This window comes from Paenibacillus barengoltzii G22 (genome assembly GCF_000403375.2).
Classification (GTDB): Bacteria; Bacillota; Bacilli; order Paenibacillales; family Paenibacillaceae; genus Fontibacillus; species Fontibacillus barengoltzii.
Genome location: NZ_KE159655.1, coordinates 124,934 through 147,813, shown reverse-complemented (window position 1 = coordinate 147,813; position 22,880 = coordinate 124,934). Strand labels below are relative to the sequence as shown.

The 22,880-nt window shown below is 47.7% G+C and carries 15 protein-coding genes; all 15 read left to right on the top strand.

Features of this window, described 5'->3' with window-relative positions; translation table 11 throughout:
- Positions 1–14 precede the first annotated feature (14 nt).
- Positions 15–1,013: a rod shape-determining protein gene (gene mreB, locus C812_RS18435; RefSeq protein ID WP_016314160.1), complete on the top strand. Its 999-nt coding sequence runs from the start codon at positions 15–17 to the stop codon at positions 1,011–1,013.
- A gap of 77 nt (positions 1,014–1,090) precedes the next feature.
- Entirely contained in the window at positions 1,091–1,993 is a 903-nt protein-coding gene (locus C812_RS18430; RefSeq protein ID WP_016314159.1) for a flagellar hook-basal body protein, read from the top strand.
- Positions 1,994–2,031: 38 nt separating this feature from the next.
- Entirely contained in the window at positions 2,032–2,853 is an 822-nt protein-coding gene (locus C812_RS18425) for a flagellar hook-basal body protein (protein WP_016314158.1), read from the top strand.
- A 12-nt stretch (positions 2,854–2,865) separates the two neighbouring features.
- Entirely contained in the window at positions 2,866–3,066 is a 201-nt protein-coding gene (locus C812_RS18420) for a DNA-directed RNA polymerase subunit beta (RefSeq protein ID WP_016314157.1), read from the top strand.
- Between the two features lie 315 nt (positions 3,067–3,381).
- The gene (fabZ, locus tag C812_RS18415; RefSeq protein WP_016314156.1) at positions 3,382–3,804 is read left to right on the top strand and encodes a 3-hydroxyacyl-ACP dehydratase FabZ; all 423 of its coding nucleotides are present in this window, start codon (positions 3,382–3,384) and stop codon (positions 3,802–3,804) included.
- A gap of 40 nt (positions 3,805–3,844) precedes the next feature.
- Positions 3,845–5,563 (top strand): phospho-sugar mutase, encoded by a 1,719-nt coding sequence (locus C812_RS18410; RefSeq protein WP_016314155.1) that lies wholly within the window; start codon positions 3,845–3,847, stop codon positions 5,561–5,563.
- A 64-nt stretch (positions 5,564–5,627) separates the two neighbouring features.
- Positions 5,628–7,646 (top strand): DUF5693 family protein, encoded by a 2,019-nt coding sequence (locus C812_RS18405; protein WP_016314154.1) that lies wholly within the window; start codon positions 5,628–5,630, stop codon positions 7,644–7,646.
- Positions 7,619–8,764 carry a polysaccharide pyruvyl transferase CsaB gene (gene csaB, locus C812_RS18400; protein ID WP_016314153.1) on the top strand — a complete coding sequence of 382 codons (1,146 nt, stop codon included), beginning with the start codon at positions 7,619–7,621 and terminating at the stop codon, positions 8,762–8,764. The genes C812_RS18405 and csaB overlap by 28 nt, the downstream gene beginning before the upstream one ends.
- Positions 8,765–8,778: 14 nt before the next feature.
- On the top strand, positions 8,779–9,540 hold the full coding sequence (locus tag C812_RS18395; protein WP_036625969.1) for a WecB/TagA/CpsF family glycosyltransferase: 762 nt from the start codon (positions 8,779–8,781) through the stop codon (positions 9,538–9,540).
- Between the two features lie 112 nt (positions 9,541–9,652).
- Positions 9,653–10,774 (top strand): glycosyltransferase family 4 protein, encoded by a 1,122-nt coding sequence (locus C812_RS18390; protein WP_016314151.1) that lies wholly within the window; start codon positions 9,653–9,655, stop codon positions 10,772–10,774.
- 642 nt (positions 10,775–11,416) lie between these two features.
- The gene (locus C812_RS18385; RefSeq protein ID WP_016314150.1) at positions 11,417–15,382 is read left to right on the top strand and encodes an S-layer homology domain-containing protein; all 3,966 of its coding nucleotides are present in this window, start codon (positions 11,417–11,419) and stop codon (positions 15,380–15,382) included.
- A 140-nt stretch (positions 15,383–15,522) separates the two neighbouring features.
- Positions 15,523–15,864: a hypothetical protein gene (locus tag C812_RS18380; protein WP_028538158.1), complete on the top strand. Its 342-nt coding sequence runs from the start codon at positions 15,523–15,525 to the stop codon at positions 15,862–15,864.
- A gap of 507 nt (positions 15,865–16,371) precedes the next feature.
- The gene (locus tag C812_RS18375; RefSeq protein WP_051135021.1) at positions 16,372–19,416 is read left to right on the top strand and encodes an S-layer homology domain-containing protein; all 3,045 of its coding nucleotides are present in this window, start codon (positions 16,372–16,374) and stop codon (positions 19,414–19,416) included.
- A 278-nt stretch (positions 19,417–19,694) separates the two neighbouring features.
- A complete protein-coding gene (locus C812_RS18370; protein ID WP_016314148.1) occupies positions 19,695–22,220 on the top strand; it encodes a hypothetical protein in 2,526 nt (841 codons plus the stop codon).
- Positions 22,221–22,324: 104 nt separating this feature from the next.
- Positions 22,325–22,831, top strand: coding sequence for a hypothetical protein (locus tag C812_RS18365; RefSeq protein WP_016314147.1), 507 nt, complete (start codon positions 22,325–22,327; stop codon positions 22,829–22,831).
- The last annotated feature ends 49 nt before the right edge of the window (positions 22,832–22,880 follow it).

Genomic DNA, 22,880 nt, shown 5'->3' with positions numbered 1-22,880 from the left:
CTTTGGGGGATCGAATGATGGGCAAGGATATTGGGATTGATTTAGGCACGGCCAATGTGCTGATTCATATCAAGGGAAAGGGAGTCGTACTTGACGAACCTTCCGTCGTCGCCATTGACAGCGATGGGAAACGAGTACTGGCCGTTGGTGAGGAAGCTAGGCGGATGGTAGGACGTACGCCTGGAAATATCACTGCAATTCGTCCCTTGAAGGACGGAGTTATCGCCGATTTTGAAATTACGGAAACGATGTTGAAGTACTTTATCGACCGGGTGGGTGGACGCAGCTGGTACAGCCATCCGAGAATTCTGATCTGCGCGCCAACGAATATTACGTCGGTTGAGCAGAAATCGATTCGCGAAGCCGCCGAACACAGCGGTGCCAAAGAAGTGTATCTAGAAGAGGAACCAAAAGCGGCCGCAATTGGGGCCGGCATGGATATTTTCGAACCGAGCGGCAACATGGTTGTCGATATCGGCGGCGGGACGACGGATGTGGCGGTGCTCTCCATGGGAGACATCGTCACGGCCTCGTCGCTTAAAGTCGCTGGGGACAAGTTTGATGCTGCCATTATTAAATATATTAAAACGAAGTACAAGCTGTTGATCGGGGAACGGACGGCAGAGGATATCAAGATTGGAATCGGAACGGTGCACCCGAACGGACGGCAGGCGGAGATGGACATCCGCGGACGGGACATGGTATCCGGATTGCCGCTGACCGTGACGATCACGGCGAATGAGATTCAGGAGGCGCTGGCTGACCCGGTATCCTCCATCGTTACCACCGCTAAATCGGTGCTGGAGCGCACTCCGCCGGAATTGTCCGCCGACATCATTGACCGCGGCGTGATTTTGACCGGGGGAGGCGCTCTGCTGAACGGGTTGGACGAGCTGCTGGCCGAAGAGCTTCACGTACCGGTACTGATTGCGGAAGATCCAATGCACTGTGTGGTTAAGGGTACGGGGATTATGCTCGATAATTTGGACAAGGTGCTAAGAAGAAAGTTCTAATCGTCCGATATAATAAAGAGGAATGAATTGCTCAGAACAATAGGGCATTTCGAATACATAGCGTCTGGAGGTAAGTCATGCTAAGAGGTCTCTATACCGCAGCATCCGGCATGATCGCTGAACAACGGCGGCATGATACAGTTACGCAGAATATTGCCAACCTCAACACACCGGGCTACAAATCGGTGAACACCGTAGCGCGCTCTTTTCCCGAAATGTTGATTTCCTTGATGGGGGACAAGCAGTCAGGAAACAATAAGCAAATCGGGAAGCTGGTAACCGGGGTGTTTGCGGAAGAGAGCTTGCCGGCGTTTACGCAAGGAGATTTGAAGGAAACCGGGAAGAATACCGATTTTGCCTTAATCTCGGAGCTTGGCTTGGAGAACCCGGAAACGGGTGAGCCTTATGCGTTTGACGCCTCCGGTAAATTCGTGACTGCGGACGGCGAAGTGATTTATCAACCGCAAGCCTTCTTCGCCGTGGAAGATAACGAGGGGAATGTACGATATACCCGGGATGGCAGCTTCGCGGTGAATGCGGCGGGAGAACTGAGAACATCCACCGGTTATCGGGTGTTGGACACCGACGGCAATCCGATTATTCTAGATGCGGGCTTGTCTGTGAACACATTGTCCAGCGATGAAGCGGGTAATTTAACGGCCGTGGATAATACCGGTGCCCTGGTGAACTTGGGGACTTTGGGGATTACCGTGGTAGAGCAGCCTTACCAGCTTGTCCGTGAAGGCAACGGCGTCTTCCGGGTGGCGGATGAAGAGGCGGCGGGAGTCCGCGGACTGGTGCCTGGAACGGATGGGGCTGTGGTGCGCCAAGGCTATCTTGAGGTATCTAACGTCGATACTGCCCAGTCTATGGTGGATTTGCTGGCCGCGCAACGCGCTTATGAATCCAACCAAAAAATTATTCAATATTACGATAGAAGCTTGGATAAAGCAGTTAATGAAATTGGCAAAGTACAGTGATCCTGTCTGGTTGCTTTGCTTAATACAGGAGGTGCGGCATGAATAACACCGTCATCAGCGCGATGGTATCGATGAGCGGGATTCAGCAGCGGTTGGACTTGCTGGCCGATAATATCGCTAACTCGAACACAGTAGGGTATAAACGAAAAGAAGCTAACTTTGAAGACACGCTGACTCGGGTGCAGAACCAGACTTCGGATCTGAATCTGCCGGGCCGGGCTACACCGTCCGGATTCACTCTGGGCTTTGGCTCTAGAATGTCGCAGGTCACTGTCAATTATGCTCAGGGTTCGATTCAAGAGACTGGCAATATGACGGATTTGGCCATTCAAGGCAATGCGATGTTTAGCGTATTGTCGCCGGAAGGGATCGTTGCTTATACCCGGGGCGGGGATTTTCACATTCAACCGGATCCGGATGATGCCGAGTCGGCCTTCTTGGTCAATCAACTCGGGTATGTCGTTTTGAACGCCGAAGGCGAGCCGATCACGTTCCCGTCCGATGCCAAGCTTAGCATTGATGCAGAAGGAAATATCCTGGCTACCAATGGAGAAGGCACAACGGAAGTCGGACGAATCGCGTTGTTGACGGCGGAGAAGCCGGATGTCCTCGTTCAAAAAGACGGAAACCTCTTTGTTCTGGCTGCGGGGGTTGACCCTGCTGAAGCGATGGTAGATTCCCTTACCCTTCCGCAGGAACAACGGGCCAGCTTGCGCCAAGGGGCGCTGGAAGCCTCTAACGTAGATTTGACGGAAGCGATGGCAGAGATGCTTCAGGTACAGCGCGCCTACCAATTGACAGCTCGTGCGCTAACCTCAGGTGAGACGATGATGGGTCTAGCCAACAACTTGCGCGGATAGGTGGGATGCTTCATGAGTGAAGACAGTCAACCGGTGAGCAAACGGCCGGCCTGGATCGTCATCCTGAAGATCGTGCTTGTGTTGCTCGTTCTTGTTGCGGCTCTGGCGGCAGGTATGGTCGTAGGGTATGTTGTGTTTGGCAAACAAGAGGTGTCCGATATTTGGAACTGGGCAACTTGGAAGCATGTATTTGACTTGGTCTTTGCTCCATAAGGCCATTCAAATCGCCTCTATATAATAGAAGAAACCGAACGAAAATAACAAAAATGTCCACAAACTCTCGGCTAACGGGAGTTTTCTTTTTGTAGGCGAAAAATGTATAATGATGGGGGACTTAGGTGAGAAAAACCGTCAAAAGGGCTGTATCCGTAATCGACCGGGGGGTCAATTGCGGATAAGCCCCTTATCTTAACCTTCGCTTCTGCAGAGGCGAAGGATATCTACAGTGTGAACGGATACCCGCATTTTTATTCAAATTGGGATGCGCCCATCCGAAACTCATGCCCTAAACCGAAAGGAGACGTACATATGTTAAACACGAACCAAATTCAGGAAATCTTGCCGCACCGTCCTCCGTTCTTACTGGTGGACCGTATTATTGAGCTGGAGGAAGGCAAACGTGCCGTTGGGATTAAGAATGTCACGATTAATGAGCCGTTCTTTACCGGGCATTTTCCGGGATACCCTGTCATGCCGGGCGTATTGATTACGGAAGCGCTGGCCCAGGTTGGGGCTGTTGCGATTCTTAACGTCGAGGAGAACCGCGGGAAGATCGGCTTCTTGGCTGGACTCGATGGATTCCGCTTCCGCGGGCAGGTCGTTCCGGGAGATACGCTGCGCTTGGAAGTCGAAGTGACCCGGATGAAGGGCTCCATTGGTAAAGGCCATGCCATTGCCAAAGTGGACGATAAAGTTGTTGCTGAGGGAGACATCATGTTCGCCTTGTCTTAATGGGGCGTCATCGTGATTACTTAAGGAGGAGAACCTATCCATGACTGAAATCAGTAATGCTGTCCGTGAGAAGCTGGAGAGCTGGCTGCAGGACCCTACAATCGATGAAGCAACCAAACAGGAATTACGAGATTTGGAAAATAACCCGACAGAACTCGAGGACCGTTTCTATCGTGACCTAGAGTTTGGGACAGGCGGGTTGCGCGGTACGATCGGCGCCGGGAGTAACCGCATGAATCGTTATACGGTAGCCCGTGCTTCGCAAGGGTTTGCCGAATATATTCTGGAAGCGCATGCGGGTCAGGCCGGGGCGCCTTCCGTTGTCATCGCGCATGATTGCCGTCACTTCTCGCCGGAGTTTGCACTGGAAGCGGCTTTGGTGCTGGCCGGCAACGGGATCGTAGCCAAGCTGTTCCCGTCGCTGCGTCCAACGCCGCAGCTCTCCTACTCTGTACGCGCTCAGAAGGCGACCGGCGGCATCGTCATCACTGCAAGTCACAACCCGCCCGAGTACAACGGCTATAAAGTCTATAACTCGACAGGCGGCCAGCTCGTTCCACATGAAGCGGAGCAAGTCATTGCTCGGATTCAGAAAGTGGCTTCCTTCGCTCAAGTCAAACGGTTAAGCCGCGAAGAAGCGGAAGCGAAGGGATTGCTCGTATGGCTGGGTGCTGATGAGGATGAAGCCTTTGCGGATACGGTAGCGAACACCAGTGTTAATCGCGAGCTCATGGCTTCCGGAGCAGCGAAAGATCTGGTGGTGGTCTATACGCCGCTGCATGGAACAGGGAACCTTCCGGTTCGCCGTGCTTTGGAGAAGCTTGGTTTTACCCAAGTGCACATTGTGAAGGAACAGGAGTTGCCGGATGGTGATTTTCCAACGGTGAAGTCTCCGAACCCCGAAGAACGGGAAGCATTCACGATGGCAATCGACCTCGGCAAACAAGTAGGTGCGGATATCTTGATCGGTACAGATCCTGATGCGGACCGGATGGGGGCCGTTGTGCGCACGCGGGACGGAGAATATGAAATTCTTACCGGTAACCAATCGGGCTCCTTGCTCGTTCATTATGTATTAAGTCAAATGAAGGAAAGAGGAACGCTTCCGAACAATGGCGCGGTCGTGAAGACGATCGTAACCAGCGAATTTGGCGCTGCGATTGCTCGTCATTATGGGGCTACGGTGTTTAACACGCTGACCGGCTTCAAATATATCGGGGAGAAAATGAACGAATTTGAGGTTTCCGGTGAGTATACTTATTTGTTCGGTTATGAGGAAAGCTACGGATACCTGGCGGGCAACTATGCGCGCGACAAGGATGCCGTTGTAGCCTCTATGTTGATCTGCGAAGCGGCGGCTTATTACAAACGCCAAGGCAAGACCTTGATTGACGTATTGGAGGAACTGTACCAACAGTTCGGTTATTACCGCGAAGCGCTGGCTTCCCGTACATTGAAAGGCAAAGACGGGCTGGCCCAAATCGGTGCGCTGATGGAAGCCTTCCGCAGCAATCCGCCGAAGGAAATTGGGGGCGTGCGTGTATCCGAAGTACTGGATTATTCGCAAGGTCTCGACGGTTTGCCGAAGGAGAACGTGTTGAAGTTTTTGCTGGATGATGGTTCGTGGTTCTGCTTGCGCCCTTCGGGTACGGAACCGAAGATTAAATTCTATTTTGGCGTTTGCGGCACATCGACGGAAGATGCCAAGGCACGTCTGAATCGGATACAGGAAGATGTTCTTGCTCGCGTCGATCAATAATTGGCAAGCAGGTTGGGAAACAAATAACAGATGTGGATTTATGCATTTTTGAGGAGGTACCTTAGTGATTCGAAGTTGGCAGCGGTGGAATAACGCTTCCCGAAAATTGTTGTGGGTTTTGGTGATTGTCGGAATCCTGGCTTCTGTGCCGGTGATCGCGCAGCGGGTTCAAACGGAATCCTCCGCAAACAAAGTGGAGTTCGTCTTTAATTATCGAGGATTGTTGGATATCGCATCGTATAAGGCGAATCCGCAGGCGTACATGGACGAGCAGTTGGACCGTCTGAAGGAAGCTGGCGTGGGCACCATGGCGATGTTTGAAAGCACGCTGGACGAATTGGTGAAAGCGCGCCGGATTATGGTGTTTAGTTCGTTGGAAGTTGCGAAGCTGAATAGTACTGTCGTGACGAATAGCGGAAATTACACCTACCTGGCGTTTACAAGTGCGGAGAACGAAGCGCAGTTGAAGCCGATGATCGAAGCGGCATTCCGCAAGCTGGACGTGCCGGTGGCCAGCTGGCAGTATCAAGATCATGGCGGTCTGGCGATTGGCATGGGCATGGAAGAAGCGATGATGAAGCCGATGCCGCTGGATCCGATTGCGTTTCAAATGCTGAGGGAAAAAGGCTTTACGATTTTGCCGCGGCTTTCGGACAATATCCCTTATGATCAGGAAGAGATGGATCAATTATTGGCCTTCTTTGCTGAAAACGGGGTGAATCGCATTCTGTTCGACGGCGAAGCGGTGAAAGGCTTTAACGAAGATCCGACGAAGCATAGTTTGCAAGGCTTTGCAGATTTATTGGAAAAATACAACATCGGCATCGCGGCCATCGAAAATTTAAAGGCGCCGCAAAAAGGCTTTAACAAGCTGGCTTACTTGATCGACTATAACGTCGTACGCCTGCATTCCTTGTCGGATGCGGAGGCTTCGCAAGATAAGATGACACTGGCCGATCGGTTCGTTCTGGCGACGAAAGACCGGAACATCCGGATGGTGTACTTGAACGCTTCGGCTTCCAAAGATGCGGCGAAAGCGGCGATTACGAATCCCATCGATAATCTGATCGGCTCGCTGCAAGCTCCAGGGAATGCGTTGCAGCGAATCGAAAACAACGGATTTGAGCTGGGACAAGCCGAAGCCTTCACAATTCACGATGCCAGCTGGCAAAGATATCTGAAGGCGCTGGTTGTGCTTGGGGGCGTAGCGTTTGTGGCGCTGCTGATTTCTTGTTTCCTGCCGTCGCTTACGCTGGCAGCTTTTGTGATCGGTTTGGTGGGTTCGGCTGGATTGTACGTGCTGAAGCCAGTATTGCTTGAACAGGCATTAGCTCTGTTCGTCGCCATCAGCGCGCCAACGATTGCGATGGTGCTGGCGATCCGCAAGGTGCAGGAGCTTCGCGAGAAGCATCCGAACCTTTCGGGCGGTCGGCGGCTGACGCATACGATTGTGTTGTATATCAAAACATCGTTGCTGTCCCTATTCGCTGTACCGTTCGTGATCGCACTCTTGAACAACATTACGTATAGTTTGGTGCTAAATCAATTCCGTGGCGTCAGCCTGCTGCATTTGGCGCCGATCCTGCTGATCGCCGTGTATGTCTTCTTATACCGGGGCAACTCGGTTTGGGAGGAATTGCGCAAATGGCTTAGCATGCGAATTACGGTGCTCTGGGTAGTCGTTGCTGCTGTACTTGGTGTGGCGGCACTGTACTACCTGTCCCGTACCGGTAATGCGGGAACGTTGCTGCCGGGTGAAGCGGCTTTCCGTTCCTTCCTGGAGAACACCTTTGGTGTTCGGCCGCGGAACAAAGAATTTTTGCTGGCACATCCGCTCTTTATTGTTGGTCTGTTTGCCGCGTTCCGCTATCGCTGGGCGATGTTTGCGATGATTATCGCGGTGATGGGCCAATTGTCGATGGTCGACACGTTCGCACATATTCACACGCCGGCCGTGCTTTCGTTGATCCGCGATGTTCTGGGCCTCGGACTTGGTCTTGTGATTGGTTTGATTGCCGTTCTCGTTTGGCAAATCATTGAAAGGTGCTGGGATAAATGGTCGCCACGGCTACTAAAACCATAGTTCTGTCAGGGTATTACGGATTTCGCAACAGCGGGGACGAAGCGGTGCTTCAATCGATTCTGACCGCGTTGGAAGAAGAAGGCCTGACCTCGGGTGTGGACATCAAGCCCGTTGTGCTGTCCATCGATCCAGAATGGACAAGCCGCACGTATGGCGTGGAAGCTGTACACCGGATGAAACTCGGCGAGGTAAGGAAGGCTATAAAGAGCAGCGACGGATTGATCAGCGGGGGCGGCAGCTTGCTGCAGGATGCGACGGGGATTAAGTCGATTCCGTATTATCTGGGCATCATCAAGCTGGCGCAATGGCTCGGCAAGCCGACCTTCGTGTATGCCCAAGGCATTGGACCGGTGAACCGCAAGCTGTTCCGGCCTTTGATCGCTTCGGTGTTCCGGCGCTGCGACTATATTTCCGTGCGCGATGCGGAATCGGCCAGCTTGCTCCGGGACATGGGGCTGCGCGGCAAAGATGCCATCCAGGTCGTGCCTGACCCGGTGATGGGGCTGACGCTTCGGGAGCCTGCGAATGGCTCCTCGGAAGGGCGCGGCGAGGAAGGCGAGTCCGCTTCCGAGCTGCCGGTCGTGGGCGTATCGGTTCGCTTCTGGAACCCATCGCGAACCGATCTCACGCAGCTGGCCGAGGGGCTCTCGCTGCTCTGCCGCCGCAAGCCGGTGCATATCCGCTTTCTGCCCTTCCATTTCCCAGGCGACGACGAAGCTTCGCGCTTCGTGATGGAACGGTTGGGAAATGTAGCGGAACGGGGTTGCACCGTGAGCATTGCGCCAGAGGCGGAGCACCCGCAGGATATGCTGCGGGAGGTCAGCCAGTGCAGCCTGCTGATCGGCATGCGGCTGCACAGCTTGATCTACGCCGCCTCGCAGAATGTCCCGCTGCTCGGCGTCTCGTATGACCCGAAGATCGACCATTTCTTAGGTCGCATCGGAAGCGTCCCGGTGGGGACCGCGGAGGAGCTGGATCCGCGGATCTTGGCCGCGGAAGGGGAGCGCCTCCTGCAGGAAGCCGGGACATGGCGCAAGACCCACGCCGCGCAAATTGCCGAACTGAAGCGGGAGGCACGGGTGCCCGCGCGGCGGATCGTTGAATTTTTACGAAAGTGATGGGTGAACAGGTGATGACGATGATCAAGGAAGGTATCCCGACGGTTTCGGTCTTTGGCGTTCCCGTCTGCAAATGGGGGATGAAGGAGACGGTCGCTTATTTGACGGAGGTGGTCGCCGCCAAGACGCCGCACCATGTGATTACGGCCAATCCGATCATGATGATGGCGGCGATTGAGAATCCGGAATATAAAGCGATGATGAAAACCGCCGAACTGATTGTGCCGGACGGAACGGGGCTGGTCTGGGCTGCGCAAAAAGGCGGCGACCCGGTGACAGAACGCGTGCCGGGGTACGATCTGCTGCACGAATTGATGAAGCAAGGGGAGCGCCGCGGTTGGAAGGTGTACCTGCTCGGTGCAGCGCCAGACGTCGTGAAGGAAACGGCTCGCCGATTGGCTCTGCAATATCCTGGAACGACGATTTCGGGATATCGTGACGGCTACTTCGGTCCGGACCAAGACCCGGAAGTGATCAACGAAATCGTCAAAGCCGCGCCTGATCTGCTGTTTGTTGCCCGGGGGGCAGACACGCAGGAGCCTTGGATCGCCAAATACAAAGACGTCCTGCGCGTCCCTGTCATGATGGGCGTTGGCGGCAGTTTTGACGTCATTTCCGGACGAACCAAAAGAGCCCCTGTGGCCTTCCAGAAGCTTCGGTTGGAATGGCTGTACCGGTTGTTGAAGGAACCTACCCGCTTCCGCAGAATGCTGGCGTTGCCGAAATTCGCCGTACGCGTGCTGCGGGAGAAAGAAAACCTTACGAAAATGGGCTAAAAGTCTCGATTTCCATGAATTACTGTGATTTTTTGCGCAAATGAGGGGTTGGTGTTTCTCTTTAATCGGAGTATAATCATTCCGGTGCAGAACAATTGGAGGTCGAAATTGAATGTTGATGATCTATATCATCGGGTTTATCGTATCACTTGGCTTGGCTTTGGGCCTAACGCCGCTCGTAAAAAAATTCGCTGTCAAAGTCGGCGCCGTGGATGTGCCCAATGCGCGCAAAGTGCATACACGAATTATGCCGAGACTCGGTGGTTTAGGGATATTTTTATCTTTTGTCATCGCGTTTTTTCTGATTCTTCCATTCTTACCTGACGTATTCACGGTACGCGAAGTGAACTTTATCAAAGCCTTCCTAGTAGGCGGAACGATTACCGTGCTGCTGGGAGCTTTGGACGATCGCTTCGATTTACCGGCAAAATTGAAATTTTTAATTCAAATTGCAACGGCCTGCGTGGTCGTGTTCGTATTTGATATCCGGATTGAATTTGCGAATATTCCATTTCACACCTATGCTGCAGTGGAGACGTGGGTGGCCATTCCATTCACCATCCTATGGATTGTTGGTGTGACGAATGCCATTAACCTCATTGACGGATTGGACGGGTTGGCTGCTGGGGTCTCTGCCATTGCGATCGGGACAATTGCCGTCATGGCATTCCTGATGGGCAATGTGATGGTGGCGTTGCTCTGCCTGCTGCTGCTGGGCAGCATTATTGGATTCCTGTATTTTAACTTCCACCCGGCGAAAATCTTCATGGGAGACTCGGGCGCCTTATTTCTCGGCTTTAGTTTAGCGCTGTTGTCGTTGCTCGGCTTTAAGCAGATTGCGATCGTGTCGTTCCTGACGCCGCTGATCCTGATCGGTGTGCCGCTCTCGGACACGATGTTCGCCATCGTGCGCCGCTGGATGCAGAAGAAGCCGATCTTCTCGCCGGACAAGGGGCACTTGCACCATTGCCTGCGTGAGCTCGGATTCAGCCACCGTCAGACGGTGCTGATCATTTACGGCATCGCCGCTTTCTTCGGCGTACTGGCTGTGATCCAGTCGTCGGCTGCGATGTACAACGCGAACTGGGTGACGTTTGTCGTCATCTGCGTCATGGTCTTCTTCCTGCAAATCGGTGCCGAAGTCATCGGCCTGATTGGCAAAACGAAGCGCCCCGTGCTCGACTTCCTCGCCCGCCTTCGCATGAAGGTGTCGGAGGAGCGCGGTACGAAATAATAGCATTCCTAAATGCAGGGCAATTATGCATTTCTTTACTTGATGATAGGACAACCCTTGGCGGTGATGAGCCGCAGGGGTTGTTTTTTTGTGCTTGATTCAGCGGATTACCCTCCCTGTTCGGCCCGCCCCCCCTTCAACCGCTTTGTACCTCTTGTACTCCCCCTGATCTAACGGACATCAGAGCCGTTATTTGCGCTTGGCTGCTGCTGTTTGGATTCTAACGGACCGTGGAGACCTTATTTCGTGCTGCTTCGGAAGTTTTACGTCAGAATGAGCTCAATAAGGTCTCTGTAGTCCGTTAGGACGGGAAATGAGTGGGAAATCGACGAATAAGGTCATTACGGTCCGTTAGCGAGACGGATGAGGGTTGCCGAGGCAGTGCGCTGAGGAGGAAGGTTACTATTCCTGAAAGGCAGACTGAGCGAACGGGATAATCTAAGAGCGATCTATGCCGGAGCAAGCCACGCCGAAACGGCATCTTTTTGTGCCCCAGGATTTTTGTTGGATTCTCTTTCATGTTTTCCTAAAATTCTTCCAACTTTCGACCGATAACATATGTAAGTGACGCTTATGGGCAGTCCCTGCAGAACTTTGACGGGGACATCAACACACACTACACGACAAAGGAGAGATTAATCCATGCAACGCTTGAAGAAGCCCTTCATATGGTTGATGCTTACAGCATTGATCATCACATTGTTGCCATCGGGGTTCGTTCCTACGGCCAATGCTGCTCAGGGCAACTATTTTATTCCGGATGACTTAACTCTGAGAAATACGACTACGTTAACACTCACTCCCGGTCCAGACCAAGTCGCTCGGGATAGCCGAATGTATACAACAACGCTTCCTACGATGACTTTTACCGGTACTTATTCTCAGGTTACTGAGGACTCCCTAAAGGTTAAAGTTGAACGTTTGACCTTTAAAGTTACAAATCAGGCTACGGGTGAGGGGGTCTGGGAGACAGATAGTTCTCAATTTAAAAATGGGAATATCTCTAGAGATACCTCGTCATCTTTCCAGGATAAGTTCAAAGTTACCAACTTGCCGTTATTCCCAGGGTTTAACCGAATTACGTTATCGGGTTCCCAAAATGGGATAACACGTGAATCGACATTCTATGCTTTATTTGATCAAGTTCCTTACGTACAAGATTTGAAATTGTTAGGATCCAGTTATGGAACCATTTACTTAAACGAGGGTTCGGAGGTTGTTGCAGATAAAGAAAACGTCTCGATCTCCGGTGAAGTGAAGAACGCGACGGAAGTAACCGTTAGTGTGAATGGGGGCGCGGGTTTAGTTACTACATTAACACAAACGGGCAAATTCTTTTCGCCTGCCCTTAATTTGAAACCAGGCCTTAACAAAATTACGATTACTGTTAAAAGCGGCGCGGATTCTGTTACAATTGAGCGCTCCGTTTATTACTTTGATAAAAATAAACCGTTCGATACGATTGCCGTCCAGTATAACGGTGCTGAATATGATGTGAACAATAAAGTGGCAACCATCACAGAAGCCACAACACCGGCACTGCCTGTGTCTGGAACACTCAAGTTCTCGATGTTATTAAATGATACTGGTAATGCCTTTGGTGCATCGCAAGGTGCTGGAAAAGGCAATGTGACACTGACGGATTTCTTCAACACGACAAATCCGCCGTTCACGGCATTTACTGCCACAGAAACGGAAATTCCTGCACCAGACGGTGTATCCCGTGCATACAGATTAGTTGAAGTTAGTGTGCCATTCACCTTTGGAAGTGGAGACCAAAAGTTTAATCTTAGTGTGCAATATGATGGAACTTATTCGACATCTCTGAATATCAACTTCAAATACCTTCCAGGCGAGATTGGTGTTACCGGATTGAAATATATGAAGGACAGTTCAACGCCGCCAGTCAACATCAATGACCTTCCAGATCTGGATGGTACTCAAGCCGATAAAGATAATTTTTACATTTTGGTTACGGCAGACCAAGCGTTTAACAGTAGTGATCTTAAAGCAGTCTACTTGCCAAGAGGGACTACTGGACCAACAATTACTCCTGTAACTACGGGGACAGCAACACAGCATGTTTTCCAAATCACAGGATTTTCCAGTGGTACGCAACAAGTGAAATTTAGCATTGGTACCTCCAGTGCATCCAAAATTGCTACTATTACGTATGCAACGAAAAACTACATCTATGTTGAAGGCTTGTATGATGGTCAAACGATTTCGGTAGATTCAAGTAAAGCGAACCTTTACGTAGATATTAATGGGGAGTACCGCGACTTTGAAAACCTGTCAAATCCACAGTTTTTTGTGAATGGGGTTTCTAATGATAAGTTGACGCCTCCTATTGCCTTTAATCCAACGACGGCTGCGCCTACTTTCTCGATTCAACTGCCGATCGATGTTAACGGCCCCTTGTATTATGGTGAGAACCGTATTAAATTCAGCGGGGTATCCATGGATGGTAAGGGGAATTCCAGAACGGTTGTTAAAGAGTTGAGACTGTACATTCTGGATACAAATGTCTCGAACATTACTGTTTTCCGTCCGAAGATTTTTGATCCAGCAGTAACGTTTACAGGTCTGGATCTGAATGATACGAGCGGAGCTAACACACAGCTGACCCAAATTCTTGCGGGCTCGCCTGAGTTTAAGTTGGTTGGAGAGATTTATGAAACTAGCGCCAAGAATTATGATCTGATCATTCAAGGGGCAGGAGCCAAAATTGTTAACTTAATGCGGGGCTCCGAGAGCGTCTTTAATTCCCAAACAGATGCACCTACTGCGGATCTGACTTCAACGGCGATGACAAGCACACAAATTCTTACAGGAACCATTGTTCGGAGCGGTAAACCGGACGTTGGTTATGACATGGCTGTATTTAACGGCAAGTTTGTATTGAGAATTAAGGATATTGCACTGGATTCGCTGGGAAGTCAGGTATATAATCTGGAGCTTATCAATTCTACGGGAGCCCGGACTTTGCAAAGACTGGAGATTTCTCGCGTATTGGCACCATATCGGATTCTATCTCCGGTTCCGACGGTAGGCGATCAGATCATCGTTAACAAGAACTTTGTTCGGTTCGATATTGAGGCTGAAGGTGCAACCCGAGTCATTATTGATAAAGGGGAAGCCATTCGTCGTACGGACCTGCCTGAAAATGCACCGGCAAGATTTATCTATGATTTTGTAGGGCTCAAACCGGATAAGACGACCAAGATCAAAATTCAAATTATACGTGGAACCGAAACGCTTAATGACACTATAGAGGTTTATTATACGAGTGCTGTTGCTGTGGATTCGCAGTATATGACGGAGAAACCGGCCACGAAGTATTCGGCGTTTAATAAAGCGCTGGAGTTAACTTTCCCTAAAGGTACCGTATTAAAAACAGCAAATGTACCTGAGGGTAGCGTAACTAAATTTTATCCGGACAATAAGTTGTTATTTGGGATTGCAGATCCTAAGAACGGGATCTTGGAGCGCCGGAACGATTACGGAAACTTCTTTAACATTGATAAGGACGAAAGAACACCAAATGGCTTAGCAACCTTGACTTTGCCAGAGGACTTGTCTGAGTTGTTCAACTCAACGGCCAAAACAAGCAATTTCACCAGAGTTTCTGATGTTTACTGGATTAACGGGGGTTACGGCGAGTATGGAAGCGGAGATTCGTATAAGCCGGCGACAAATGGTTTGCCGCCATATTCGATTTTGCCGCAGTACTCCGATTCCCAAAACTTCCGGGATCTCTTGCTACGAGAACCAGAAAGAAAGCTTGTACCTTCCCAACGCGGCACGTTGAAGCTAGCCTTCAACAAGAGCGTCGTGGATGAGGCAGGAACTACGGTAACGGTATTCCGATTCACCGAAAATTCGGAATGGGAGAATATCGGCGGGACTGTCGATACGAAGAACAATACCATTACCGTGCCTTTTGATGATTTTGGCTACTATGTTGTCATGAAGCAAAGCCGTGGATTCAGCGATATCACGAACCATCCATGGGCACGGAATATGCTGAATGCTCTGTATTCGAAGGGAATTATGGCAAATCTGCAGCCGAATACGTTCGGAGCCGACGATCTGACGACTCGCGGGGAATTTGCTACATTGCTGGTCAAAGGCCTTAATATCCCATTGAATTATGACAATAAAGTTCAAACTTATTTTGACGTTGTACCAAATGCCAAAACAGATACCTGGGAGTTCAAGTATATTGAAACGGCCTCCCGTGCAGGGATCATTACAGGTATTACTGAAGGATACTTTGGGGTTGAGGAGCCGATCACGAGAGAACAGGCAGCCATGATGATTGCTCGTGCACTCAAACTGAAGCTTCCGGCTAATGATAGTAAGTTGAATGCAACGTTGGCTAAGCAATTCCTGGATTCGGGAAGAATTGATCCTTATGCACGTCCAGCCGTGCAAGCTGTTTACAAAGCGAAAATCATGGATGGACAAAGTGTTACGACGGCAGGCAGCAAGAAAGCATCCGTCAATTTCAATCCGAAAAACAACATGACGAGAGCTGAGGCAGGGAAAGTTGCGGTTGAACTTCTGAAGAAAAGCTCGTCTATCTTCCCTAAAAACCTAAGCTAATAGGCGTTCAATGACTGGAGGCGGCCAAGGTTAACCAAGGCCGTCTCTTTATTTCCAATTACATCTTTTTGTGTTTTCTAGAGCTTTACGTTACAATAATCAGAGTAATAGACATTATGCAAAAGGGTGAACTTGAACAGATGAAACCGATCCTATCGAAACCGCAGTTGGGTTATTCCAAAGCTAAGCGCAAATTTGAGGATAGATCCAAAGTATTGGAGAAGCGCATTGAAGAAACGGCTAAGCTTCAAGAAGTAACCCAGGAGGTTATGGAGAGTCTTGTAATTGAGACGGGCTTCCATGATGCATTCACCGAGCTGCGTGCAGCCGAAAATGAACTTATCGAATGGTCTCATAACACGATGAAGCATGAGAAGACATACAAAGATAATAAAAAAGCCATCGACGAGATGTATGAGAAACTGAATACCGATCCGCAAATGCGGGCTCGTATTATCCAATTGGCCATGAGAGTAAGGTAGCTTGCGGCCGCTTGGGTACGAGATTTGCCCATAAGGCGTCCAAAATTGGACGTCTTATTTGTCGTGCACTCACATACAATGGAGATAGCGCGAAAATGGGAAAAGTTGCTTAATGACTGACATATTTCGGCATGATATACTAATTTCCGTCAGGCGGCAAGGAAGTCAAAAAGGAGTAACTCAGGGGAATCTTAGAAAAAGTTACAATCTCGCAATTTTTTTTGAAACCCCCGCAACTTTTTGAAACCTGCTGCGTTTAAGATGTAGAGCATTAACAATGGCGACCGTTTTAGACATGGCAACGTCTCCCTCATAGGGAAACTTGTCTATCTATTAGAAAATTTAGCTTTACGGCTCCGGAGACCCATTGTATAATGTTTAGGTAGGATTAGGAAACTAGTCTATTTCTACATTCTATTCATTCTCGTTTACAAGTTTCTGCAGTTCTGCTGCAGACCTAATTTATAGGAAACCTGCTCAAGCTCTGGAAAGGGGGTGCAATGGCTAATGAGTAACACGAGCTATTCATTTAAAGAAAATTCTCATGTGATAGTTAATCAAGGAGGAGAAAAAAAGGTTATGAAGAAAATTTTGTCCGTAGCTTTGTCTACAGCAATGGCATTCTCCATGTTTGCTTCCGTAGCATTCGGTGCTGATGCCCAATTGACTCCAGAGCAAAAATTTAATGCTCTGAAAGAGGCAGGGATCGTATCTGGCTTCCCAGATGGTCTGTCTCACTTGGAAAAAACGCTGACTCGCGCTGAACTCGCGAAAATCATCGTTAATTCCCTGAACCTGGAGCCAGTAACTGGCGTTGCAACTTACAAGGATAAAGGCTACAGTGCTAGCCACTGGGCAGCTCCTTACATTGAAGCAGCTACTGCAGCTGGCATCCTCAATGGTAAAGATGCTACTAAGAAACTGTTCGATCCGAACGGCGCAGTAACTGTACAAGAACTGGCTAAAGTTCTGGTAACTGCTCTGAAACTGGAAGTTCCTGCTGACGCTAACAACACTGCGTCCGAATGGGCTAAAGGTTATGTAGCAGCGGCTGTTAAAGCTGGTTACATCGCTGACGGCATCAACTACCAAGCAGCAGCTACTCGTTCCCAAGCGACTGTTGCAGCTTACGCAATCTACGAAGCAAGCCAAGTTCCTACGGTGAAATCCTACAAAGTGGTTGATCCGAAGAACGTAGAAGTAACTATGTCTAATGGTGATGTGGTTAAAGTTGCTTTGGAAAAAGCTCTCGAAGCTAACAAAGAAACTGAAATCAAATTCACTTACCAAGACAAAGAGTACACTGCAAAAGTTACTTATGTAACGACTGCGGCTCAAAAGGTTGAAAGTGTAACGGCTGACAACCTCAAGGAAATTGTCGTTAAATTTGATGGGACTGTGGATAAAAAGTCTGCAGAAAACAAATTGAACTATGAGGTTAAAGATCAAAAGGTTGACAGTGTGAGATTGTCTGATGACAAGACAACTGCTACCATTTTGCTTCAAGAAGCATACACTTTGCCTCACCAAAAAGAAACAGAAATTAAAGTTAAGAATATCAAAAACGAAGATGGAACCAAAACTATTGAACAAACAGTAAAATTCACTGTTGTTGATGTTAAAGTTCCTGAAATTAAAGAAGTAGTAGGTTTGGGAACAAGTGCGTTCAAAGTAGTATTCAGTGAGCCAGTTCTGAAATCCGACGTATACGCTTCTAGCAATTATAAAGTAGATGGCGTGCCGGTTAGTGGGAATGTTGAATACTCTTATCCTAACGTTGCCATTATCAATGCGAGCCTTCCTACAGGTGAACATAAACTGACTGTTAGCAATATTCGTGATTTCTCTGGTTTGAAAATTGCTCCGGTAGAACAATCGTTCACCATTGCTGAAGACACGTCTGCTCCTGAAGTTGTTTCCATTAAATCTAACGATTTGACGGAAGTTGAAATCGAGTTTAATGAATCGGTTAAAACTTGGAGCAAAGTATACCATGGTGTATCCGGCAATACGGGCGTTGTTACGAAGAGAGATAACAAGCTTATCGTAACTTTCAGCAAACCACTGGCAGTTGGTGAAAACACTGTTTACATTGAAGGTGTAACTGACTATAGCGGTAACAAAGCTAACCGTGAAGCTAAATTGACTCCAACTCTGGATACTGAACGTCCAACAGTTGAAAAGGTTGAAGTAGAACAAGATGATGTTACTGGCTACCATAAATTGAAAGTTCATTTCAGTAAAAAGGTTAAAGCTTCTTCTGCTGAAACAAGAACTAACTACACTGTTAAAAACAGTGAAGGTAAAGCAGTGAGTGGTACTGGTCTGGATAGCGATGGCCATCCATATTCGACTCCAAGCTACGATCCTGAAACAAATGTTGTAACTGTAAACCTGGGAACAAAACTGGATACAGCTGACTACACACTGGAAGTAGCTAACGTTGTTGATACGGCATATGTTGCTAACACTATGCTCCCATACACTACTGTGTTCTCGGCTAAGCAAACCTTGGGTGATGCTATCACACGTGTATGGTACAAAAAAGACGGTTCTGAGAACATTCTTTATGTTCAATACAAAGCCAATGTTAAAACATCTGGTGAAGGCAGAGCCGACCTCGCTGAGAAGTACCTTGTGAATGGCGCGCCGTTGAAAGATGTAACTGTTGATGTTGTATCTGGAGATACTGTGCGTATCACAAGTACTAAGAATGCATTGAACTTGGTGTTTAATCCTGATGGTACTTTGGCTTCTTCTAACGAGGTAACAGCGCAACTGATTCAAGATGCTGATGGAAACTACTTCAAGCAAACTATCGGTGGTGTTAGCGGCTATACGCTGAAGGCACCTGTTTCGGTATCCAGCAGAATCGCTGTGACTGAAGCAAAAGCTACTTCCCGTACAGAAGTTAAGGTTAAATTTGACGGTAAGATTAACTCCTATACAGCTAGCGACTTCCGTGTGAGCGTTGCTACTGAAATCGGGAATGATGTTGACACAAAAACTTTGGCTCCAGATAGCGCATCTTTGAGCCAAGATGGTCGTACGCTTACGTTGACATTCAATGACAACAATAAGCTTCCTGCTTATCTTGGTGCGAATGCAAAATTGACAACAGTGGATAGCCCTTCGACTAGTGATGCTCAAGGTATTGCTATCGCAAAAGCTGAACAGACTCTGGTTGATGAAATCACTCCAGAATTTAACGACACTCTGACAGCAAAAGTTCAAAGCGTAACAGACAACACTTATCGTCTCATTGTGACAGGTAATGATAAGATTGTTCTTGGTTCCCTTGCTGATCTGGAAAGAGTAATTGAAGTTAAATTCAATGAAACAGTCTTGACTATTGAAGGTGTAGCTGCAGTGCCTGGCTCCAACAACCAATTCTACATTGAAGTTACTTTGCCAGATACTGTAGGTACTAAATATCTCAATGTTGAGATCAAGGGTGATGCCAACAAAGCATTGAAAGCTATTTCCGATGGCAATAATGCATATGCTGGTAAAAAACTTGGTGGCCAACTTAGCACTATCTTCACTAACTAATTAATTTTCAAAAAAGAGGTTGTTCCTTAGTTATCATAGATGACTGAGGGGCAGCCTCTTTATATTTTGCTAACCAAAAGAAATCAAAGTTGTTTAATGTTAGAATCAAACAAGTCAGTACATAAAATCAAGTAAGGATATAACGTACTAATCGGAACCGAGTATCAATTCGTTGTTAGCTAAAAAATATTGTATAAATATCAAACACTTATGCCTAAACTTTTTTTATTCTAATGCGTATATACATATATAAGACTTAATAATAGGAGGATTTAATATTGAGTAGAACGAAGTTGATCGTGGCATCATTGGCTGTTGCTGCATTAATGAGCCAGAGCGCTGCAGGATACGTAGAGGCTGCTGCAACGAATACCAAAGTAAAATCTACAACTCAAGCATCGGTGAAAACTCTTAATAATCTGGCAGGTGTGAATATCGGGGCGAAGAGTACCGTCAAATTGACAAATGTCAATATTTTGTCTCAGGATGACGGAAGTGTATTGACCTATACGCTGACTTTTCATAACAATGGAAGCACGGCTTTATCGCTGCTGGATTATTGGTCTAAAGTTAAAACAACATCTGGAGTGATTTATAGTGTATCTGCAATAAATTCAGATAAGGATAAGAAGAAAGTAGTGCCTGGTTCGTCTGTTTCTGTTACGTACACTACTAAGATTGCAAAAGGCTTGAAGTACAGTGATCTTAATTTCCAGGTGCTTAAATGGAACTTTAGTATTTCTGGATATGAGCAAGTCTTAGGAACAATTAAAATACCAGCATCTTATACTGTTGCAACGCCTGTTAATACGACGCGAAAAATTACCTTTGGTGATTATTCAGCAAATGTAAAGGTCAGTAATGTAAGTGTTATTGGATTGGGTGCTAATAATTATGTAAGTGTAGCATTACAATTACATAATTTAGGTTCAAAAACAATAGAAAATCCTAATCTCAAATATGTCATCCAAACTCCGAGCGGAACACCTTTTGCTTTGACCTCAGACGGAACGAGTTCTAATCTTCAGATTTACCCGCAAGAAGGAAAAACACTGAATTTGATTGCGAAAATACCTAAAACGGTAAACTTGGCAAATCTTCAGTTGCTACTTGTTCAGACAGATGAATCTACAAAAACGGATTTGCCTATAGCCACATTGAATTTAGGAACGAAAAAAGGCCAGAACTCGGTGACAGCTGTTAACAAAGAAAAAATATTAATGATTGATAACAGTCCCATCTCTACTAGAATCGTTAGTGTTTCGCGTAATCAAAGCTTTGGACAAAGCAATCTTTCGATCCAATTCGCATTGACCAATAAAGGGGATCAGGCCGTTACTTTACCGAACTATGCTTTTGAAATTCAATCTGGTTCAAAAAGTTATTCGCTGACAGCAAGCGGCCTGTCTGAAACGGTTCTGGAACCTGGAGAAGAGCAAATAATCTCTATCGACGGAACAATACCGGTTATTGCAAACTCAGATGCTTTAGAATTGATTTTAAAAACGCCAGCGGGTTCATCAAGTTCTACCGGGAAAACGCCTTCAACGAATAATCTAGCGACTGCGTATCCTATAGCCGGATATAAGTTGCCGGATTATATTGAGATGCAATATGCCATCGGTCAAGAGCGGATTGTCAAAAATAATGATGGAACCTTTGGTGTTACCCTTGATGACATCCAAAAACTCCCTTGGGAAGATGGGAATATTCTGGCTACCAAAATAACCATTACAAATAAAGGAACAAAGGCGGCTAAACTCCCTGAATTTGCTGGGGCGTACAAACTGGATTTAACTGAATTAAGCGGTACAGTTCAGTTGATCAATAGTAACACAACGCAAGTTCTTGGTGTTGGCGAAAAGGCAAGTGTATATGTGGCAGCCAATATTCCATCAAGTTTGAGTTTCTCTCAATTACAAGTACAATTGCTGCAAAAATTAAGTGCAGAAAAAACAAGCAACTGGGTGATGTTTTCAAACTATGGGAAGACCAGTGATCTTGATGTCATAGCCGATGGCTCTTATTTTAATTTGGATACTGCTGGGAAAAAGTCCGATTTACAAACACGTAAAACCTACATGTATAAAGGAAGCACGAACGACATTATTTACACAGAGCTTATCTTGAAAAACCGAGAAAATAAACAGACTGTTCCTCCTATGCTTACGGGGTACTTCCTAACGGATCAGGGCCAATATTATAAAGCTGAAGTAAATCAAGTTAAACGGAGCATAGGTCCTGAAGCGGCAAGCATTGTCACATTCTCTGCTAGAGTTCCAAAGGGGACGGTAGTATCTAACTGGAAGCTGGTAATTGGTGAAAGCATTTCGGATAATAAATTTACTACGCCGGAGGGTACTCCGACGGGTTACGTGAATGCTTCAGCGATGGAGCTAAATCTTGATAGCAGAGATGTCAAGAATACCTTGAAAGATATTCAATTGTTCCCATATACTTTATCCGTAAAAGAAGTCGTTGGGAACACAAGTTCTTCAGGACTTCAGGTTAAATTGAAATACGATCTCAGCCGGGATTTGGCTTTTGAGATGGGGACTTTCCAACACAAGTTTATTCTCGAAGTGGTAGATTCCAGTGGTGCTCGTTTTGAGAAAGAAATTGAGTTGGAGAAAGACTTTGTTGTTGGTGGAAATCAATCATACTCCTATGTTATCAACGATCCTATCTTTGCAACCTCAAGAACAGGTGGCTTCCAATTCTCTATTTATGATTCTTACCAAGGGGAGAAAACCAAAATTGCTACCTCTTCAGCCTATTACAGCAACTCGTCTCTTTACGAGTAAACAACTTAACTTATCACAAGCCCAAATCCCCTCCGGATTTGGGCTTGTTCCTTTCTACCAAAACCTCTATCATAGACATAACAGAGTCATAGAGGAGGAACATGATGAAGACGGGTTGGAAAATCGCAACGGCCGTGGTATTGATTGGCGGCAGTGTTTGGGCAGGATCGCTGCTGAATATGCAGGCGGAAGGGGCAGGGACGACGCCAGGAACCGCAGATGACCCCGTGGTTACGAAGAGCTACGTTGATCAAGCGATTCAGCAAGCTCTTGGTGGTGGAGTCTCCAGTTCACCAAGCGCGCCTTCCACTGGAGATACTGGGAGCAGTTCCAGTAGTGATGAGATAAAAATCGTGGAAGTCAAACCAGGCAAGATCCTCATTGCTTCTGCAGGGGCGGAGTTTATTGTTCGCGCCGGCAAAGCAGTCGTTTATAGCGCGGATGCCAACGGGGTTGCGGATCTTACCGACGGTAAGGATATTCCGAATGGCGGCACAGTTACGAATAATCACCTGTTATCTTTCCCAAGAGAAGGCCGGGGGATTCAAGTTCAAGAAGGCGATACCCACAACTTAACGGTCATGGTACGGGGCGGATACCAAATTAAATAGCCCGAGAATGCCCGGACACGCGGTTGCTTGGAAGGATTGGGCAGTACAG

Coding starts and splice junctions, on each gene's coding strand:
- mreB (WP_016314160.1), top strand. CDS start 15: ATGATGGGCAAGGATATTGGGATTGATTTAGGCACGGCCAATGTGCTG.
- C812_RS18430 (WP_016314159.1), top strand. CDS start 1,091: ATGCTAAGAGGTCTCTATACCGCAGCATCCGGCATGATCGCTGAACAA.
- C812_RS18425 (WP_016314158.1), top strand. CDS start 2,032: ATGAATAACACCGTCATCAGCGCGATGGTATCGATGAGCGGGATTCAG.
- C812_RS18420 (WP_016314157.1), top strand. CDS start 2,866: ATGAGTGAAGACAGTCAACCGGTGAGCAAACGGCCGGCCTGGATCGTC.
- fabZ (WP_016314156.1), top strand. CDS start 3,382: ATGTTAAACACGAACCAAATTCAGGAAATCTTGCCGCACCGTCCTCCG.
- C812_RS18410 (WP_016314155.1), top strand. CDS start 3,845: ATGACTGAAATCAGTAATGCTGTCCGTGAGAAGCTGGAGAGCTGGCTG.
- csaB (WP_016314153.1), top strand. CDS start 7,619: ATGGTCGCCACGGCTACTAAAACCATAGTTCTGTCAGGGTATTACGGA.
- C812_RS18395 (WP_036625969.1), top strand. CDS start 8,779: ATGACGATGATCAAGGAAGGTATCCCGACGGTTTCGGTCTTTGGCGTT.
- C812_RS18390 (WP_016314151.1), top strand. CDS start 9,653: ATGTTGATGATCTATATCATCGGGTTTATCGTATCACTTGGCTTGGCT.
- C812_RS18385 (WP_016314150.1), top strand. CDS start 11,417: ATGCAACGCTTGAAGAAGCCCTTCATATGGTTGATGCTTACAGCATTG.
- C812_RS18380 (WP_028538158.1), top strand. CDS start 15,523: ATGAAACCGATCCTATCGAAACCGCAGTTGGGTTATTCCAAAGCTAAG.
- C812_RS18375 (WP_051135021.1), top strand. CDS start 16,372: ATGAGTAACACGAGCTATTCATTTAAAGAAAATTCTCATGTGATAGTT.
- C812_RS18365 (WP_016314147.1), top strand. CDS start 22,325: ATGAAGACGGGTTGGAAAATCGCAACGGCCGTGGTATTGATTGGCGGC.